At 69.6% G+C, this 16195-nt stretch carries 14 protein-coding genes; 9 read left to right on the top strand and 5 right to left on the bottom strand.

Annotation, left to right across the window (positions count from 1 at the left end; translation table 11 throughout):
- Positions 1-71 precede the first annotated feature (71 nt).
- The 4 genes from ACVBD7_RS17500 to ACVBD7_RS17485 form a co-directional block, all read right to left on the bottom strand.
- Positions 72-1334 carry a hypothetical protein gene (locus ACVBD7_RS17500; protein ID WP_458094516.1) on the bottom strand — a complete coding sequence of 421 codons (1263 nt, stop codon included), beginning with the start codon at positions 1332-1334 and terminating at the stop codon, positions 72-74.
- Positions 1335-1432: 98 nt separating this feature from the next.
- Positions 1433-2122 carry a response regulator gene (locus ACVBD7_RS17495; RefSeq protein WP_458094515.1) on the bottom strand — a complete coding sequence of 230 codons (690 nt, stop codon included), beginning with the start codon at positions 2120-2122 and terminating at the stop codon, positions 1433-1435.
- Complete coding sequence (locus ACVBD7_RS17490; RefSeq protein WP_458094514.1) at positions 2119-4755, bottom strand: ATP-binding protein; 2637 nt, start codon at positions 4753-4755, stop codon at positions 2119-2121. The genes ACVBD7_RS17495 and ACVBD7_RS17490 overlap by 4 nt, the downstream gene beginning before the upstream one ends.
- A 9-nt stretch (positions 4756-4764) precedes the next feature.
- A complete protein-coding gene (locus ACVBD7_RS17485) occupies positions 4765-5178 on the bottom strand; it encodes a hypothetical protein (RefSeq protein ID WP_458094513.1) in 414 nt (137 codons plus the stop codon).
- A gap of 209 nt (positions 5179-5387) precedes the next feature.
- Between ACVBD7_RS17485 and ACVBD7_RS17480 the strand changes: the two genes are divergently transcribed.
- Genes ACVBD7_RS17480 through kdpC form a run of 5 tightly spaced genes read left to right on the top strand, consistent with a single transcriptional unit; the run spans position 5388 to position 9946 of the window.
- Positions 5388-5513, top strand: coding sequence for a hypothetical protein (locus ACVBD7_RS17480; RefSeq protein ID WP_458097761.1), 126 nt, complete (start codon positions 5388-5390; stop codon positions 5511-5513).
- A gap of 5 nt (positions 5514-5518) precedes the next feature.
- Complete coding sequence (kdpF, locus tag ACVBD7_RS17475) at positions 5519-5605, top strand: K(+)-transporting ATPase subunit F (protein ID WP_458097719.1); 87 nt, start codon at positions 5519-5521, stop codon at positions 5603-5605.
- A 4-nt stretch (positions 5606-5609) separates the two neighbouring features.
- Complete coding sequence (kdpA, locus tag ACVBD7_RS17470; RefSeq protein WP_458094512.1) at positions 5610-7307, top strand: potassium-transporting ATPase subunit KdpA; 1698 nt, start codon at positions 5610-5612, stop codon at positions 7305-7307.
- A gap of 11 nt (positions 7308-7318) precedes the next feature.
- Positions 7319-9388 carry a potassium-transporting ATPase subunit KdpB gene (gene kdpB / locus ACVBD7_RS17465; protein ID WP_458094511.1) on the top strand — a complete coding sequence of 690 codons (2070 nt, stop codon included), beginning with the start codon at positions 7319-7321 and terminating at the stop codon, positions 9386-9388.
- A gap of 3 nt (positions 9389-9391) precedes the next feature.
- Positions 9392-9946 (top strand): potassium-transporting ATPase subunit KdpC, encoded by a 555-nt coding sequence (kdpC, locus tag ACVBD7_RS17460; RefSeq protein WP_458094510.1) that lies wholly within the window; start codon positions 9392-9394, stop codon positions 9944-9946.
- An 88-nt stretch (positions 9947-10034) separates the two neighbouring features.
- On the opposite strand, the gene ACVBD7_RS17455 is transcribed toward kdpC, so the two are convergent.
- On the bottom strand, positions 10035-11201 hold the full coding sequence (locus tag ACVBD7_RS17455) for an acyl-CoA dehydrogenase family protein (RefSeq protein ID WP_458094509.1): 1167 nt from the start codon (positions 11199-11201) through the stop codon (positions 10035-10037).
- A gap of 182 nt (positions 11202-11383) precedes the next feature.
- Here ACVBD7_RS17455 and ACVBD7_RS17450 point away from each other — a divergent pair, with 182 nt between their 5' ends.
- The 4 genes from ACVBD7_RS17450 (at position 11384) to ACVBD7_RS17435 (ending at position 16154) form a co-directional block, all read left to right on the top strand.
- On the top strand, positions 11384-11734 hold the full coding sequence (locus ACVBD7_RS17450) for a hypothetical protein (RefSeq protein ID WP_458094508.1): 351 nt from the start codon (positions 11384-11386) through the stop codon (positions 11732-11734).
- A 265-nt stretch (positions 11735-11999) separates the two neighbouring features.
- A complete protein-coding gene (locus ACVBD7_RS17445) occupies positions 12000-12389 on the top strand; it encodes a DUF4280 domain-containing protein (RefSeq protein WP_458094507.1) in 390 nt (129 codons plus the stop codon).
- A 37-nt stretch (positions 12390-12426) separates the two neighbouring features.
- On the top strand, positions 12427-15462 hold the full coding sequence (locus ACVBD7_RS17440) for a type VI secretion system Vgr family protein (RefSeq protein WP_458094506.1): 3036 nt from the start codon (positions 12427-12429) through the stop codon (positions 15460-15462).
- An 89-nt stretch (positions 15463-15551) separates the two neighbouring features.
- Positions 15552-16154 (top strand): hypothetical protein, encoded by a 603-nt coding sequence (locus tag ACVBD7_RS17435; RefSeq protein ID WP_458094505.1) that lies wholly within the window; start codon positions 15552-15554, stop codon positions 16152-16154.
- Positions 16155-16195: the final 41 nt, after the last annotated feature.

The raw sequence follows: 16195 nt of genomic DNA, 5'->3' as shown, positions 1-16195 counted from the left end.
GCACCCGCGGAGGACGCCCTGGTTTTGTCAGGGTGAGGAGCGGGGGCCTGCTGCGGACTGCAGGTGCCTGATCAGGCCAGCAAGCCCAGCGCGCGCAGCCGCTCGCGCTCGCCCTGCAGGAACCGGTCCCCGATATCGGCGCGCCAGCGCAGCTCGGGGGCGACGACGTTGCGGGCCCGGGCGCGGGCATTCTCCTGCGCGGCCTGTACCGTCGCGCCGGTGCCGGTGACGATCATCAGATGGCCGGAGCGGCGGTGGCCGAGCAGCTGGCCGTCCTCCCTGCGCATATCCACGAAGTGGTAGCTGCCCAGCTCCGCGCCCTCGGGGGGATGCAGGAAGAAGACGGGCGGGTCCTCCTCCGGGCGCGAGGTTTCCGTATGGGCGGGGAAGGGCGGCACGGTCAGCACAATGGCGATCGAGAAGCCCGGGCGGGTCGCGAAACCCGGCGCGCCGCCCGAGGCCATGCGGGCCATCAGGTCGCCCCAGCCATCTGGCTGCAGGGCCGCCAGGACCGCGAAGCCGGGATTGCCGAAGCGGCAGGTGAATTCCAGCGGCCACACGCCGCGCTCGTTCACGATGAGGTTGAGGTTCACGTAGCCGACATGGCCGGCCTCGGCGAACCGCGGCGCGATGCGGTCGAGGGTCGCGGCGAAGAGGGGTTCGGAACCGTCATAGGTGGCCAGCGTCCCCATCTCACCGGTCATCTCGCCCATCTCGCCGGGGAAGAATCGCTTGTGCTCGAAGTCGATGCAGGCGGGGCGCAGGAAGCGGGTGCCGTCGAAATACGCGCCGACGCCGACCTCCACCCCCTCCAGCCGCTCCATCAACAGCACCCGGCCGGTGCCGGCGCGGCGGAGCATGAAGGCCAGGTCCGCACCCTCGGGATGGTCGCCGACGAAGGTCGTGCGCGCGGTGTCGTCATGCTTGAGGACGTAGCGGCCGGGATGCTGCGCCAGCCAGGCCAGGGCCAGAGCGGGGTTCGCGAAGGAGTGGCTCTCCGCGATGGCGAGCCCCGCCTCCTGCAGGACGGACTGGCCGAACTCGCGCTCCTGCTCCAGCCGGTCGCCGAAGGCGCTGCCGCCGACGACGCGGTACCCTTCGGCCCGCAACGCGTCCTGGATCGCTCCGCGGCCGATGCGCTCGAAGAAAACAATGCCGTCCCGGCCCACCCAGTCCAGTTCCGCGCGCCAGTCCGGCACGGTGTCGATGATGCCGCCAAAGGCGCGGCGCTCCGGCGGGTCCTCGGCGTGAACGCGGACCTCGTGGCCCTCGCGCAGGAGCGACAGATACACGTCGCCGAGATAGGCGCGGGGGCCGATGGCGAGGATCCGCATGCGTGCTCGTTCTCCTGGTCCGGGCCGCCCTCGGGGCGGGCGGAGTTCATGTGAGCGGGGAGCGCGGATTGCTCAAGCCTGCCCGCGCGCCGGCCGCGTCAGTCCTCGCCGAAGCGGTAGCCGATGCCGGGCTCCGTGCGGAGCAGCGACGCGGCCTCGCCCAGCTTCTGCCTGACATGGCCGACATAAACCCGGAGATACTGCCCGTCCTCCGCATGGGCGGGGCCCCAGACGGTGGTCAGGATCTGCCGGTGGGTTACGACCCGGCCCCTCGCCTTCGCCAGGGTGAGAAGCAGGGCCCACTCCCGTGGGGTCAGCTTCACCGGGGCGCCCCCCACCCGCACCGCCCGCCGGTCCGTGTCGATCTCCAGCGTGCCGATCCGCAGCACGGGCGTCTCCTGCCCGAGGCTCGAGGCGGCGGCCCGGCGCAGCGTGGCGCGGGCGCGGGCCAGCAGCTCCGCCATGGCGAAGGGCTTCTCGACATAGTCGTCGGCCCCGGCATCCAGGGCGGCCACCTTCGCCTCCTCCTGGCCGCGGGCGGAGACGACGATGATCGGCACCCCGGACCGTGCGCGGAGCAGGGGGATGACCGCTTGGCCGTCCATATCGGGCAGGCCGAGGTCCAGCAGCACCAGGGCCGGATCGCGCGTCGCCGCGAGGTCGAGCGCCATGGCGGCGGTGTCGGCCCGGAGCGGCTCGTAGCCCGCTGCCATCAGGGCCGGCCCGAGGAAGCGATGGATCTGCGGCTCGTCATCGACGACGAGGACGCGCGGGCGGGAGCTGCTCATCGCGGGAAGTGTAGCAGCATCCGCGTTCCCCTGGTGCCGGACACCGGGCTCTCCGCTGTGATCCGCCCGCCCATGGCGTGGGTGAGGCCGCGGCAGATGGCGAGGCCGAGGCCGCTGCCCGCAGGCGCCTTGTCGCCCCGCCGCACCCGGTAGAAGGGGTCGAAGATCTGTTCGAGCTGTCCGGGCGGGATGCCCGGCCCGTCATCCTCCACCGCGATGGACACGCCGCCGCTGCGCCGGACGCGCGCGGTGACCGTGCCGCCGGGCGCGGAGAACTTCAGCGCGTTGTCGAGGAGGTTCGCCAGCACCTGGTCGAGCAGGATGGGATCCAGCGACAGCAGGGGAAGCCCATCGGGGATGTCGAGCCGGATCGGCCGGCCGGAGGCGCGCGCGGCCCGCTCGGCGGCCGTCCGCACCGCCTCGCCCGCATCCACCGGCAGGCGCTTGGGCTCGATTTGGCCTCCCTCGATGCGCGTGATGTCCAGGATGTTGGAGAGATAGCGGCCCAGCCGCACCGTCTCCTCCTCCGCCGTGCTCAGCAGGTCGTCGCGCGTCTCCTGCGGCAGGGCGGCGCCAGAGAGCCGCAGGGTCTCGAGCGCCCCGCGGATGGAGGTCAGCGGCGTGCGCAGGTCGTGGCCGAGGGAGGCGAGAAGGGCGGTGCGCAGCGCCTCGGTCTCCACCCGGGCCTGGTCGCGGGCGCGCTCCTCCATCAGCTGCGCCCGCTCGATCGCGACGGCGGCCTGGTCGAGCAGGGCATCGAGCGTGCGGTCGCGCTCGTCATCCAGCGGCCGGCTCCCCTCCGTGCCGCCGACCCGCAGGCCCAGCAGGCCGACCACCCCATGGCCCGTGCGGATCGGGCGGAACTGCCAGTGGGCGAGCGGGAGGGCATCGGTGCCAGCGCCCGCGCGGCGGCCGGTCCTCAGGGCCCAGCGGGCGGCGGCCATGGAATCCCCATCCGGCTCCGCCTCCAGCGGCACGGCGGCGCGCAGCACGGGCTCGCCATCCAGCGGCATCAGCACGCAGCTCGGGCTGCCGCTGACACGCTCGGCCTCCTGCGCCACGGCCACCAGAAGGTCGCCGGTGGAGCCGGGGGCGGCGAGGCGGCGGGCGAATTCCACGAGGCGCCGCAGCCCGAACAGCCGCGCGCGCGCCGTGGTGACGGAGCGGCCGAGGCTGCCGGTGGTGCCGGTCAGTAGCAGGGCGACGGCGCCGAAGACGATGACGCCCACGACGTCCTGCGGGCCGGCGATGGTCAGGGTGTAGCGTGGCGGCAGGAACAGGAAGTTCCAGGCCGCGAAGGAGAGCACCGCCCCCACCGCCGCGCGCACCGGCCCGAACCAGGCCGCGAGCGCCACGACGACCGCGAGATAGACCATGCCGAGCGCGCCCTCGGGGATCACCTCGTCGGTGACCAGCCCGATCCCCGTGGCGGCGGCGACAAGGGCCGGGATGGCTGTCCAGCCGACCCAGTTCGGCAGGGGCTGGGCCACACGCTGCGGCCGGGGCGGGGTGGAGGTGGCCGCGGGCAGGATGTGCAGGGTGAAGTCGCCGGCCTGGCGCAGCAGGGCATCGGCAAGGGTGCGCGAGGCGAGGCGCCGCCACAGCGAGGGCCGGCCCCGGCCGATGACGATATGGCTGCAGTTGCGTGCCCGCGCGTGCTCCAGGATGGCCTGGGGCAGGTCGCGCGCGACGGCGGTCTCCACCTCCGCGCCCAGGCTCTCGGCCAGCCGCATCGCGGGCGCAGGGTCAGCCGTGCTTCCCCCGTCCGGCAACTCCACATGGAGGGCAACCAGCGGCGCGCGCAGGGCATCCGCCACGCGACGCGCCTGGCGCACCACGCCCTCGGCTGAGGCATCGGCGCCGACCAGCGCCAGCACGCGCTCCCCCGATGGCCAGGGGCCGGCGATGGCGTTGGAGCGCATGTAGCCCGTGACATCGGCATCCGCCCGCTCGGCGGTGCGGCGCAGCGCCATCTCGCGCAGGGCGGCGAGGTTGCCCTCTCGGAAGAAGCCCTTGAGGGCGCGGGCGGCCTGATCGGGGCGGTAGACCTTGCCTTGCCGCAGGCGCTCCAGCAGCTCGCCGGGCGGAATATCGACCAGCTCCACCGCATCCGCCTCCGCCAGGATGCGGTCGGGCACGGTCTCCTGCACGCGGATGCCGGTGATGCGCGCCACCTTGTCCGACAGGCTCTCGAAATGCTGGATGTTGACGGTGGTCCAGACCTCGATCCCGGCGTCGCGCAGCTCCTCCACATCCTGCCAGCGCTTGGTGTGGCGGCTGCCCGGGGCGTTGCTGTGCGCCAGCTCGTCTAGCAGCAGCACGCGCGGGCGGCGTGCCAGCGCGGCGTCGAGGTCGAATTCCTCCAGCACTTGGCCGCGATAAGTCAGGTGCGCCCGCGGCAGCACCTCGAGCCCGCCGATCTGGGCGGCGGTCTCAGCCCGGCCGTGGGTTTCCAGCAGGCCGACCACGACATCCGCGCCCGTGGCCCGCAGCTGCGCCCCCTCGCGCAGCATCTCGTAGGTCTTGCCGACACCGGGAGCCGCGCCGAGGAAGACCTTCAGCCGCGCGCGCCCCTCCCGGGCCGCAACAGCCAGCAGCAGGTCCGGATCGGGTCGCCTCGGCTCGGTCACCATGCCCAGGGGTTACAGCACCGGCGCGCCGCGACCCAGCGCGGCTTTGTGGCGGAGGAGGCGGACCAGCGGCGGTGCCGCCGCGATGACGACGGCACCGCCAAGCCAAATCCAGGGCGCGACGGGGCCGGCGGAGGCCGGGCCGGTCAGTCCGAGCCCGAGCGAGCCGACGAAGGCCCAGGCCAGCTCCGCCACCACGATGAGGGAGAAGATGGCCTCCCCGGCCGGCGGGGCAGGACGCGCCGCGTCACCGCTGCGCTCCGGTGCGGGGTGCCCCGAACCGTCCCGCGGGAAATCCCTGGCGAAGGGTGTGGCGCGGGCCGGCATGCGCCGCTCGGCCGTCCAGGCGATGGCAAGCAGGGCGGATCCGAGAAGGGTGGCCCAGGCGAGAGAGCTGTAGGTGAGGAGAAGGTCGTGCAACGGCATGGAACGTATTGTCCGCTCGGCTTCGGTTCCCGCAGCGCGCGCCCTGACACGGGGATCGCTCGATCGGGACCGAAGCACTAGGCCGGAGCTGCGTAAAAACGCTGTATGGATTTGCTGGTGCGTGGACAGGCCCGATCCGCCCAGTCTTTGCGGATTCTTTGCACGCACGCACCCGGTCTCGTATCGCGCCTTTACACGGGCCAGGCCTATTGAACCGACCGCGCATCAGAATCACCGGCGCGGGACATCCCATGATCGACATCCTTCTGCTGGGGCTTGGCCTCGGCTTCTTCGGCTTGATGGCGGCCTATCTGTCGGCCTGCGAGCGGATCTGAACGCCATGTTCGATCTCCTCCTCGGCGGCGCCGTTTCGGCCGGCCTGCTCGTCTACCTGCTCTGGGCCCTGCTGCGGCCGGAGGCGCTCTGATCCCATGACCCTTCTCGGCTGGGCGCAGATCGCGCTCGTCCTCCTGCTCGTCGTCGCGGCCGCTGTGCCGCTCGGGCGCTACATTGCCGCCGTGGTGGAGGGCCGCGTCCGCTGGCTCGCGCCGGTCGAAGCGGCGTTCTTCCGCGCCGGCGGCGTCGATCCCTCAAACGGCCAGTCCTGGCGCGGCTACGCGCTCTCCATGCTGGCCGCCAATGCGGCGGGCTTCCTGCTGCTGTTTGCCATTCTGCGCCTGCAGGGCGTGCTGCCGCTGAACCCGCGGGGCTTCGACGGCATGTCGGCCTGGCTGGCCTTCAACACGGCGGTCAGCTTCGTCTCCAACACCAACTGGCAGGCCTATTCGGGCGAGGCGGCGGTCTCCTATCTCGGCCAGATGGCCGGGCTGACCGTGCAGAACTTCCTCTCGGCCTCCACCGGCGTCGCGCTGGCCATCGCGCTGACCCGCGCCTTCGCTCGCGGCGGGGCGAAGGACCTGGGCAACTTCTGGGCTGATTTCGTCCGCGTCACCCTCTACGTGCTGCTGCCCATGGCCGTCGTGCTCGGCTTCGCCTTCGTCGCGCTCGGCGTGCCGATGACGCTCTCCGACTACGCGACGGCGACGACGCTGGAGGGCGGCCAGCAGACCATTGCGCTCGGCCCCGTCGCCTTCCAGCTGGCGATCAAGCATCTCGGCACCAATGGCGGCGGCTTCTTCGGCGTCAACTCGCTGCACCCCTTCGAGGGGCCGGGCGCCATCGCGACCGCGCTGCAGATCTGGGGCCAGGCCGTGATCCCCTTCGCTCTGTGCCTCACCTTCGGGCGCATCGTCGGAGACATCCGCCAGGGCCGTGCGCTGCTGGGCGTGATGCTCGGCTTCGTCCTCGTCGCCACTGCCGCCATCTACGCCGCCGAGGCCGCGGGCAACCCGCTCCTCGCTGGGCTCGGCGTCGACCCCGCCATGGGCAACATGGAGGGCAAGGACATCCGCTTCGGCCTGCCTCTCGTCGCGCTGTTCACCGCCACCACCACGGGCGCGTCCTGCGGCGCGGTGAATGCGATGTTCGACAGCTTCACACCGTTGGGCGGGATGGTGCCTCTGTTCCTCATCCAGCTTGGCGAGGTGCTGCCGGGCGGCGTGGGTTCCGGCCTCTACGGCATCCTCGTCTTCGCGCTGCTGGCCGTGTTCGTGGCCGGGCTGATGGTCGGCCGCACGCCGGAATACCTGGGCAAGAAGGTGCAGGCGCGGGAGATCAAGCTGGCGATGCTTGCCGTGCTGGTCCTGCCGGCGACCATTCTCGGCTTCACCGCCGTCTCGGTGGTGCTGCCCGCGGCCGTGTCCTCCATCCAGGATGGCGGGCCGCACGGGCTGACGGAGATGCTCTACGCCTATACCTCGGCCGCCGGGAACAACGGCTCCGCCTTCGGTGGGCTCACCGCGGATACGCCCTGGCTGAACGTCACGCTCGGCCTGGCAATGCTGCTCGGGCGCTTCGCCTATGTCGTGCCCGTCATGGCCATCGCCGGCTCGCTCGGGGCCAAGGTGAAGGCACCGGCCAGCGCCGGCACCTTCCCCACCCACGGGCTGCTCTTCGGCGGGCTGCTGGCCGGCGTCATCCTCATCCTCGGGGGGCTGCAGTTCCTGCCCTCCCTCGCTCTCGGTCCCCTGGCGGAGCACTTCGTCATGCTCGCCGGCAAGACCTTCTGAGGTCATCTCCCATGCTGGACACCACCCTCAACCCCGGCGAGGTCCGGACGCGCGACGGCCGTAACGCCTCGCTGTTCGACCGCGCCATCCTGCTGCGCGCGGGCGGCGACGCGCTGCGCAAGCTCAACCCCGTGCAGCTGGCGCGCAATCCCGTCATCTTCGTCACCGAGGTTGTCTCCGCCCTCGTCACCGTGCTGGCGGCGCGCGCGGCCCTGGCCGGCGAGCCCTGGGGCTTCTTCGCGGGTATCGCGGCCTGGCTGTGGTTCACCGTGCTCTTCGCCACCTTCGCGGAAGCCGTGGCCGAGGGACGCGGCCGTGCCCGGGCTGAAAGCCTGCGCAAGGCCCGCACCGAGGCTCAGGCGAAGGTGCTGGCACGGCCCGAGGACCGCACGCGCTGGCAGCCGCGCCCCGCAACCGCCTTGCGGGTGGGCGACCTTGTGCTGGTGGAGCCGGGCGACCTCGTCCCCTCAGACGGTGAGGTGGTCGAGGGCATCGCCAGCGTGAACGAGGCAGCGGTGACGGGCGAGAGCGCGCCGGTGATCCGCGAGAGCGGCGGTGACCGCTCCGCCGTCACCGGCGGCACCACCGTGGTTTCGGACTGGATCGCGGTGCGTATCACCGCGGCCCCGGGCTCCACCTTCATCGACCGCATGATCGCGCTGGTGGAGGGGGCGTCCCGGCAGAAGACGCCGAACGAGATCGCGCTCGACATCCTGCTGGCCGGCATGACGATCATCTTCCTGATCGCGGTCGCCTCCCTTGTCGGCATCGCCTCCTGGAACGGGCAGCCGCCCGGTGTGCCGGTGCTGGCCGCGCTGCTCATCACCCTCATTCCGACGACGATCGGCGGCCTGCTCTCGGCCATCGGCATCGCAGGCATGGACCGCCTGGTGCGCTTCAACGTCATGGCCACCTCCGGCCGCGCGGTGGAGGCGGCGGGCGACGTGGACGTGCTGCTGCTGGACAAGACCGGCACCATTACCCTCGGCAACCGCCAGGCCGCGGCCTTCTTCCCTGTGACCGGCGTGGAGGAGGCGGCACTGGTCGAGGCGGCGGTGCTGGCGAGCCTGGCCGACGGCACGCCGGAGGGCCGCTCGGTGCTCGCCCTGGCGCGCGACCGGCACGGCATCACCCCGCCGACCCTGCCTGCGGGCGCGACGGTCATCCCCTTCACCGCGCAGACGCGGATCTCGGGGCTGGACATCGAGGGCGGGCAGTACCGCAAGGGCGCGGTGGAGGCGCTGCTCGCCGGCTCGGGCGCGGAGGCCGCGGCCGATGTGCGCGCGGCAGCCGACCGCGTCGGCCGTTCGGGCGGCACCCCGCTGGCAGTGAGCCGCAACGGCCGGCTGCTCGGTGTCATCGAGTTGAAGGACATCGTGAAGCCCGGCATCCGGGAGCGCTTCGCGGCGCTGCGCCAGATGGGCATCCGCACGGTGATGGTGACCGGCGACAACCGCCTCACCGCCGCCGCCATCGCCGCGGAGGCGGGGGTGGACGACTTCATCGCGGAGGCCCGGCCCGAGGACAAGCTGCGCTACATCCGCGATGCCCAGGCCGAGGGACGGCTCGTTGCCATGGCCGGCGACGGCACCAATGACGCGCCCGCGTTGGCCCAGGCCGATGTCGGCGTGGCCATGCAGACCGGCACCCAGGCCGCACGCGAAGCCGGCAATATGGTGGACCTGGACAGCGATCCCACGAAGCTGATCGAGGTGGTGGAGATCGGCAAGCAGCTGCTGATCACCCGCGGCGCGCTGACCACCTTCTCCATCGCCAATGACGTGGCGAAGTACTTCGCGATCCTGCCGGCGATCTTTGTTGCCTCCTACCCCGAGCTGCAGGCGCTGAACCTCATGCGCCTGACCAGCCCGGAGAGCGCGGTGCTCTCGGCCGTGATCTTCAACGCGCTGATCATCGTGGCCCTCGTGCCGCTGGCGCTGCGCGGGGTGCGCTACACGCCGGTGGGGGCGGCCGCGCTGCTGCGGCGCAACCTCCTCATCTACGGGCTGGGCGGCGTCGTCGCGCCCTTCGTCGGCATCAAGATCATCGACGTCATCCTCACCCTCCTGGGGCTCGCCTGAACCATGTCCGGCATCATCCGTCCCGCTATCGCCACGGTGGCGCTCTTCACCGCCCTTCTCGGGGTCGCCATGCCGCTCGCCATGACGGGGGTGGCGGGCGTGGTCCTTCCCGCCCAGGCCGGCGGCAGCCTGATCGAGCGCGATGGCCGCGTCGTCGGCTCGGCGCTCATCGGGCAGAACTTTGCGGAGGCGCGCTACTTCCACCCCCGCGCCTCCAATGCCGGGACGGATGGCTATGACGCCACCGCCTCGGCCGCGACCCAGTTCGGCCCGACCAGCGCCAAGCTGATCGATGCCGTGCGCGAGCGGGTGGCGGAGGCGGGTCCCGCGCCCGTGCCGGCCGATGCCGTCACCGCCTCGGGCTCCGGGCTCGATCCCCATATCAGCCCCGCCAATGCCGAGCGGCAGGTCGCCCGCGTGGCCGAGGCGCGCGGCTGGCCGGCGGCGCGGGTGCAGGACCTGCTGGCCGCCCATACGGAGGGGCGCGAGTTGGGGCTGCTGGGCGAGCCGCGTGTCAACCTGCTGCGGCTGAACCTGGCGCTCGACGCCGCGCGCTGAGCGAGGCGGCCTGCCGGGGGTGCTGCCCGCGGCAGGCCATGCCGAACCCGGCAGGGTGGCCCCGCGCCGGGGTAACGCGCCCCCTGGCCTAGTAGGACTTCGGCAGGCCGAGGACTCTTTCGGCAATGAAGCAGAGGATGAGCTGCGGGCTGACCGGGGCGATGCGGTTGATCATCACCTCCCGCAGGTAGCGCTCGACATGGTATTCCTTGGCGTAGCCGAAGCCGCCATGGGTCATCACGGCCTGCTGGCAGGCATCGAAGCCCGCCTCGGCCGCCAGGTACTTGGCCGCGTTGGCGGCAGGGCCGCAGGGAAGGCCGTTGTCGTACTGCCAGGCCGCCTGCATGGTCATGAGATACGCGGCTTCCAGCTCCATCCAGTTCTTCGCTAGGGGATGCTGGATGGCCTGGTTCTGCCCGATGGGCCGCCCGAAGACGCGGCGCTCCTTGGCGTAGGCCGTGGCCTTGCGCAGCGCCGCCCGGCCGAGCCCGATTGCCTCGGCCGCTACCAGCACCCGCTCGGGGTTGAGGCTGTGGAGAATGTAGCGGAAGCCCTGGCCCTCCTCGCCGATCCGGTCCTCCACGGGCACCTCGAAATCCACCATGAAGGTCTCGTTCGAGTCGACGGCCTTGCGGCCCATTTTCTCGATCACGCGGATATCCACGGTGCGGCGGTCGATGGTCGCGTAGAACAGGCTCAGCCCCTCGGTCGGGTTCCGCACCTCTTCCAGCGGCGTGGTGCGCGCCAGCAGCAGGATCTTGTCGGCGACCTGCCCGGTTGAGGTCCAGACCTTCTGGCCGTTGACGACGTAGCGGTCGCCCTTCCGCACTGCGCGGGTCTTCAACTGCGTGGTGTTCAGCCCCGTATCCGGTTCCGTCACCCCGAAGCAGGCTTTCTGCTCACCGCGCGCGATCGGCGGAAGCATGCGCGCCTTCTGCTCCTCCGTACCGAAGACGACGACGGGATGCAGGCCGAAGATATTGGTGTGAATGGCCGAGGCCCCGGACATGCCGGCCCCGGATTCCGCCACGGCCAGCATCATGGTCGTTGCCGCGCTGACCCCGAGGCCCGCGCCGCCGTAAGCCTCGGGGATGCAGATGCCGAGCCATCCATCCTTCGCCATGGCGGCGTGGAACTCATGCGGGAAGCCGCCCTCGATATCGTGCCGGAGCCAGTAGTCGTCCCCGAACCCCTCGCAGATCCGGAGCACCGCCTCGCGAATGGAGGTGAGGTCGTCGGGCAGGGAGAAGTTCACGTGTTCTGTTCCTTCCTGATGGCCCTGGTGTTGCGCCGCATCGTTCCTCCGCGGGGTGGAACCCTGCGGTGGGCTGCGGCAGCCAAGGTCCGGCCGTTAGGAACCCGTTAACCTTTTGGGAGGAGTTTACAAACCATTGACGACCGCCGCCCGCAGCGGCCCCCACAAGGAAGGAGCACAGGATGTGCTATTCGACCGGGCGTGCCGTCCCCCCAGCTCATGCAGCGAGCCCAATCCGCGCCCTGTACAGCCTGACCGCCGCCCAGGTTGCCGCCGTACGCTCGGGCCTGCGCCGGTTGCAGATACCCTGGAACCTGGACGAGCAGGAGGGGTATGATGGTGAGCTGACGCTCATCCTGGCACCGCAGGACGGGCAGTCCGACCTCTCCTTCGCGCTGTGGCGGTCCCCTGCCGGGTTTCATCTTTGCAGCCTGCGCGAGGATGAGCAGATCGGCTGCGAGATCTTCGCCTGCCTTGATGATGCCCTGAGCGAGATTTCTTCCACGCTGGGGCTGGGTTGGCACCCGGCCTGAAGCGGCCGCTTCCCGGCGTTCAAGCATCCCAGACGATGTGCGGGGCATCTTTGCCCTTGCAGCAAAAGGCTGCGCGCGCGACCGACCGTCTCAGGAAGGAGTTCAGGTCACCCTTCTTGCTCAAAACCGTCCAATGCCCTGGGTGACGATGGTTAATCGGCGACGCTGCCCGGCAAGATGGCGAGGCTGACATTATTTTGATGTCGTATGGTTACGATCCCTTCTAAGACTTGACGGCATTACGCTCGACCATCGAGGCCCCGATATGTCGAACCAGGTCGTGACCACGGCACAGCTTACGTGCAACTTCGGCACCACGCCGGTGCCGCTGACGGCGCTGCCGGCAAAGCGTATCAAGGTGGGCAACATGGATGCCGCCAACATCCTCGACCATGTGCCGGCAACGAATATCAAGTCCTTCGGCATGTGTTCCAGCCTCACCAACCCAACGACCGCCACCGCCACCAGCGCGGCATTTGGGGTGCTGACGCCCACACCCTGCGTGCCGGTGACTGCCGCGCCCTGGGTGGCGGGTTCCCCAACCGTGCTGCTGGCGAACCTCCCCGCTCTCAACCAGACGTCCAAATGCATGTGCACCTGGCTCGGCGCGATCACCATCAGCACGCCCGGCCAGACAACCACGCAGATCCCGTAGCGGCGGACCGCTGCTCATCCGCCCTCCGGGGGACGATATGACCGACAGCGTCCAGCACAACAGCAAAATCCAGATCGACACCGCGCTCGAGCGCGACGAATTCCTCGCTGTCGGCGTGGTCGGCACCGAAGCGATCTCGCGCCCCTTCCTTTACACGATCACGATGCTGTCCAAGAACTTCCACGTCACGGCCGACAGGATGCTGGGCCGCATGATCGGCCTTCGGATCAAACGCTCGAAGGACGAGTACCGGGGCTACCATGGCATTGTCCACGCCTTCACCGGCGGCGAGCTGCATCCCAAGCGGAAGGAGTTCCGCAGCTACACGGCGAAAGTGGTGCCCTGGCTTGCGCTGCTGGACCAGGGCACGGGTTATCGTATTTTCCAGGACCGGGACGTCCTGCAGATCATCGATGCGGTGCTGAAGGATTCGATCGGAAACATCTTCGCCGGCGCCAACCAGTCCCTCTACTACTCGATCCGCGTGGAATCGAGCGCGAAGTACCCGCCGCTGCAGCACTGCGTGCAGTACGACGAGACCGACTTCAACTTCATCTCCCGCCTCATGGAGCAGCACGGGCTCCACTACTTTTTCCAGCAGACCGATGTCAGTCACAAGATGATCATCGTGGACGGTCCGCCCTACCAGGTCTGCCCGGACTCGCCTTTCGCCTTCGTGCCATCACCCGATGCCCGCGGCATCGTGCGGAGCTGGACGCATAGCTTCACGCCGCAGCTACGCAGCTTCACCTACCGGGACCGCGAGTATCGCCGCAATCCGGCACTGGCGGAGAAGACCGAGAAGACCATCATCCCGGAGGTGGCAGCCTCCACCCAGGGCGATCACTTCGAGCATCCTGGTGCCTTCGCCGTGCTGAGCGATCCGTCGAACGCCAGCGCCTATGGCGCGTCGCTCGTGCGCATCCGCATGCAGGAGGAAGAGACGCGGTTCGAAGCCTTCTCCGGCAACTCCGTCCGGGTCGCGCTGGCCGCCGGCACGCGGCTGAAGATCATCGGCGTGGACGAGCAATCCAGCGATGAGCGCATCACCACCGAGGAGGAACGCGAATATCTCATCACCTCCGTTACCTTCTCGGTCACCGAGGAATCCTACACCGGGGACAAGGCAGGCGAGATCGTCCTCCGCATTCTGAAGGAGACGTTGCTCGCGGGGGCGGAAAGCGGCGCCGGCGCTCTCAGCGAGCCGGCCAAGGCGCATCTCCCCGATGTCAACAAAACCATCAACTCGCTGCCCGGGATCGTCAGCATCCTCGGCGTCTTCGGTGGCGGGGCGGCGAGCGCCGCGGCCGGGCTGCTCGCGGACCTCGCCTCGCCGATTCTCGGCGACATCCCCATCATCGGCCCGTTCCTGAAGAAGGCACCGAAGCCACCCGCCTATACCAACAGCTTCACGGGTGTGCCGATCCTGCAGGGCCGCCAGTATCGCTCCCCCAGCATCAGCCCCAAGCCCCGGGTGCTCGGCCCGCAGACGGCGATCGTGCATGGCCCGACGATCGGCGATGTCTGGTCGGATGAGCTCGGGCGCGTGCTGCTGAAGTTTGACTGGGACACGACTCAGAAGGGCGACAAGGGCGGGGAGACCACCTCCTGCTGGGTTCGAGTGGTGCAGGGCAGCGCGGGTCCCCGGCTCGGCATGCAGTACCTGCCACGGGTGGGCGACGAGGTCGTGGTCGAGTTCATCGACGGCGACCCGGACCGCCCGCTGGTCACCGGGCGCGTCTATAGCGCCGCCCACAAGCCACCCTTCGAACTCACCAAGTACCGGCTGCAGAGCGGCATCAAGACGCGCTCCGTCCCGCTCGAGGAGGGGGACAAGGACCGCTATCACATGCTCCGCTTCGATGATTCGAACGGGAAGGAGCAGCTTCTGCTGCGGTCGCAGAAGCGGATGGATGTTCGCGCCTTCGGGTCGCTCTTCGAGACCACCGGTGGCAACCGGCACGAGATCGTCGGCTTCAAGGACCCCGACAGCGACAAGCAGGGCGGTGACTACGACATCACTGTCGGCAACGACTACCAACTGCACATCAACGGTGGTCACTATCAGCGCATCGAGAAGGACCGGAACCTCACGGTCGTCGGCAAGACCGTGATGGACCTGCAATCGGACGCGACCGTGATGGTGAAGGGCACCGCCGCGCTGAACGCGGCCAAGATCGTGCTGGAGGCGAAGCAAAAGATCAGCCTGAAGGTGGGCGGCAACGCCATCATCATCGATCCATCCGGCGTCACCATCATCGGCACGGTCGTGAAGATCAATTCCGGCGGGGCCGGCGAGGAAACCCCGGATGCCAGCATCGAGGATCCGGAGGATGCCGCCGCCTCCGATACCGGCGAGCCCGGTTGGCTGGAACGCCACAAGGGTGGGCCGGGCGGCGGAAGGAAACGGCGCGGGCTGAAATCCCAGCACGCTATCGCTCCGCCGCGCCCGGGTGAATCCGCGGCGATGACTGCGCTGCGCAACCGGCTGAACCAGACGACCAGCGGGCGGAACGCGATGAACGTGTATGACCGCAACAACGTCATCCCGGTGGTCGGCGTACCCGGCGGCGGCACCTTCTACACGCCCCCCTATAGCAACGGCCTTGGCAACACCGTTACGCTCGACCCGACCTCCTCGGTGCCCGCTTCCGACTTCGTCCATGAGATGAACCATGCGGATGCACCGAACAGCGGCCTCACCCCGGACATCAACACGGTCAGCCGCCAGGACTACATCAACCGCATGCTCGCCGAGGAGGCCCATGGCGAGGTGCTGGGGCAGGAGGCGCATAATGAGCTCGCCGCGATCGGCGACCCGGAAGCCGGGTCCCGCAACGTGTTCACCGGGCCGGTCTATGACGCCGCTTCCCAAGCCGGTCAGGCGAGCTACCGCGCCGCGCATCCCGATGCGACCGAGAGCGACGTGGTCGAAGCGGGGCGAGCGGCCGGGGAACAGGCCATGCTGAATTCCTTCCAATCCGGAAACGTGCCCACATCGAACAGCGGCCAACCCTATCCTGCATATTACGGCTTCGAGTGGGACAAAGTGCATCCGCCGGCGCGGCCATGACGGCCGTCGGCCGGCGCGAGGCTGCCGCGGCACTCTTTCCGGGATGGTGCGGGGCATCGCGAATGGCTGCGGCGCAAGGGAACACACAGATGGACGATCGATCGAGCCTTGCGATGCTGCTGGACACGGTGCAGCCGGAAGCGGCCCGCATGGTGCGCGACAGCAGGACCACGGTCCGTCGCGTCCCGACGCCCTTCCTCCGCAACGGACTGATCTTCCGGGCCGATCATGCCTTGCCGCAGCGGACGGTGGCCTTCACCGTCGGCTACGCACGGCCGGAGAATTTCATCGTTCTTTTGTCCGACAACGTCCCGGGCTTCCAGACCCTCGTTGCGCGCGCGGGTGCGCTGGTGGACACCCATGAGCAGCGCCTGGCCTATGCGCTCGCCTGGATCGAGACCACGCGTCGCTTCGACCGCAGCTTCGTCGTCCTGAAGAGCTTTTCCGATCTGCGGCCCATGGCAAATCCCAGCCCGGATCAGAGGCAGGCGTTGCAGGCGCTTCGGGCCAAGTACGAGCCGCTGATCGCCCTTCCCCCGCCTCTTGGGGCTGCGCCCTGGGTGCTGCCAATCTACGCGCTGGACGAGAACAGCCTCGTCCTCCTGACCGTCACGATCCAGGCGAGTGGCGCGGGCAGCCTCTCGCGCGCCGTGATGGACGCGAACACGCCCCTGCTGCCCGCCATGCGCTGATCGCCGCCGCGCACGGCCCATGTGCAACGGGCCGTGCTGTC

The sequence above is a fragment of the Roseomonas sp. WA12 genome (assembly GCF_054165765.1).
Note: the sequence above shows the minus strand (reverse complement) of the source record. Positions and strands in the feature narration are given on the sequence as shown.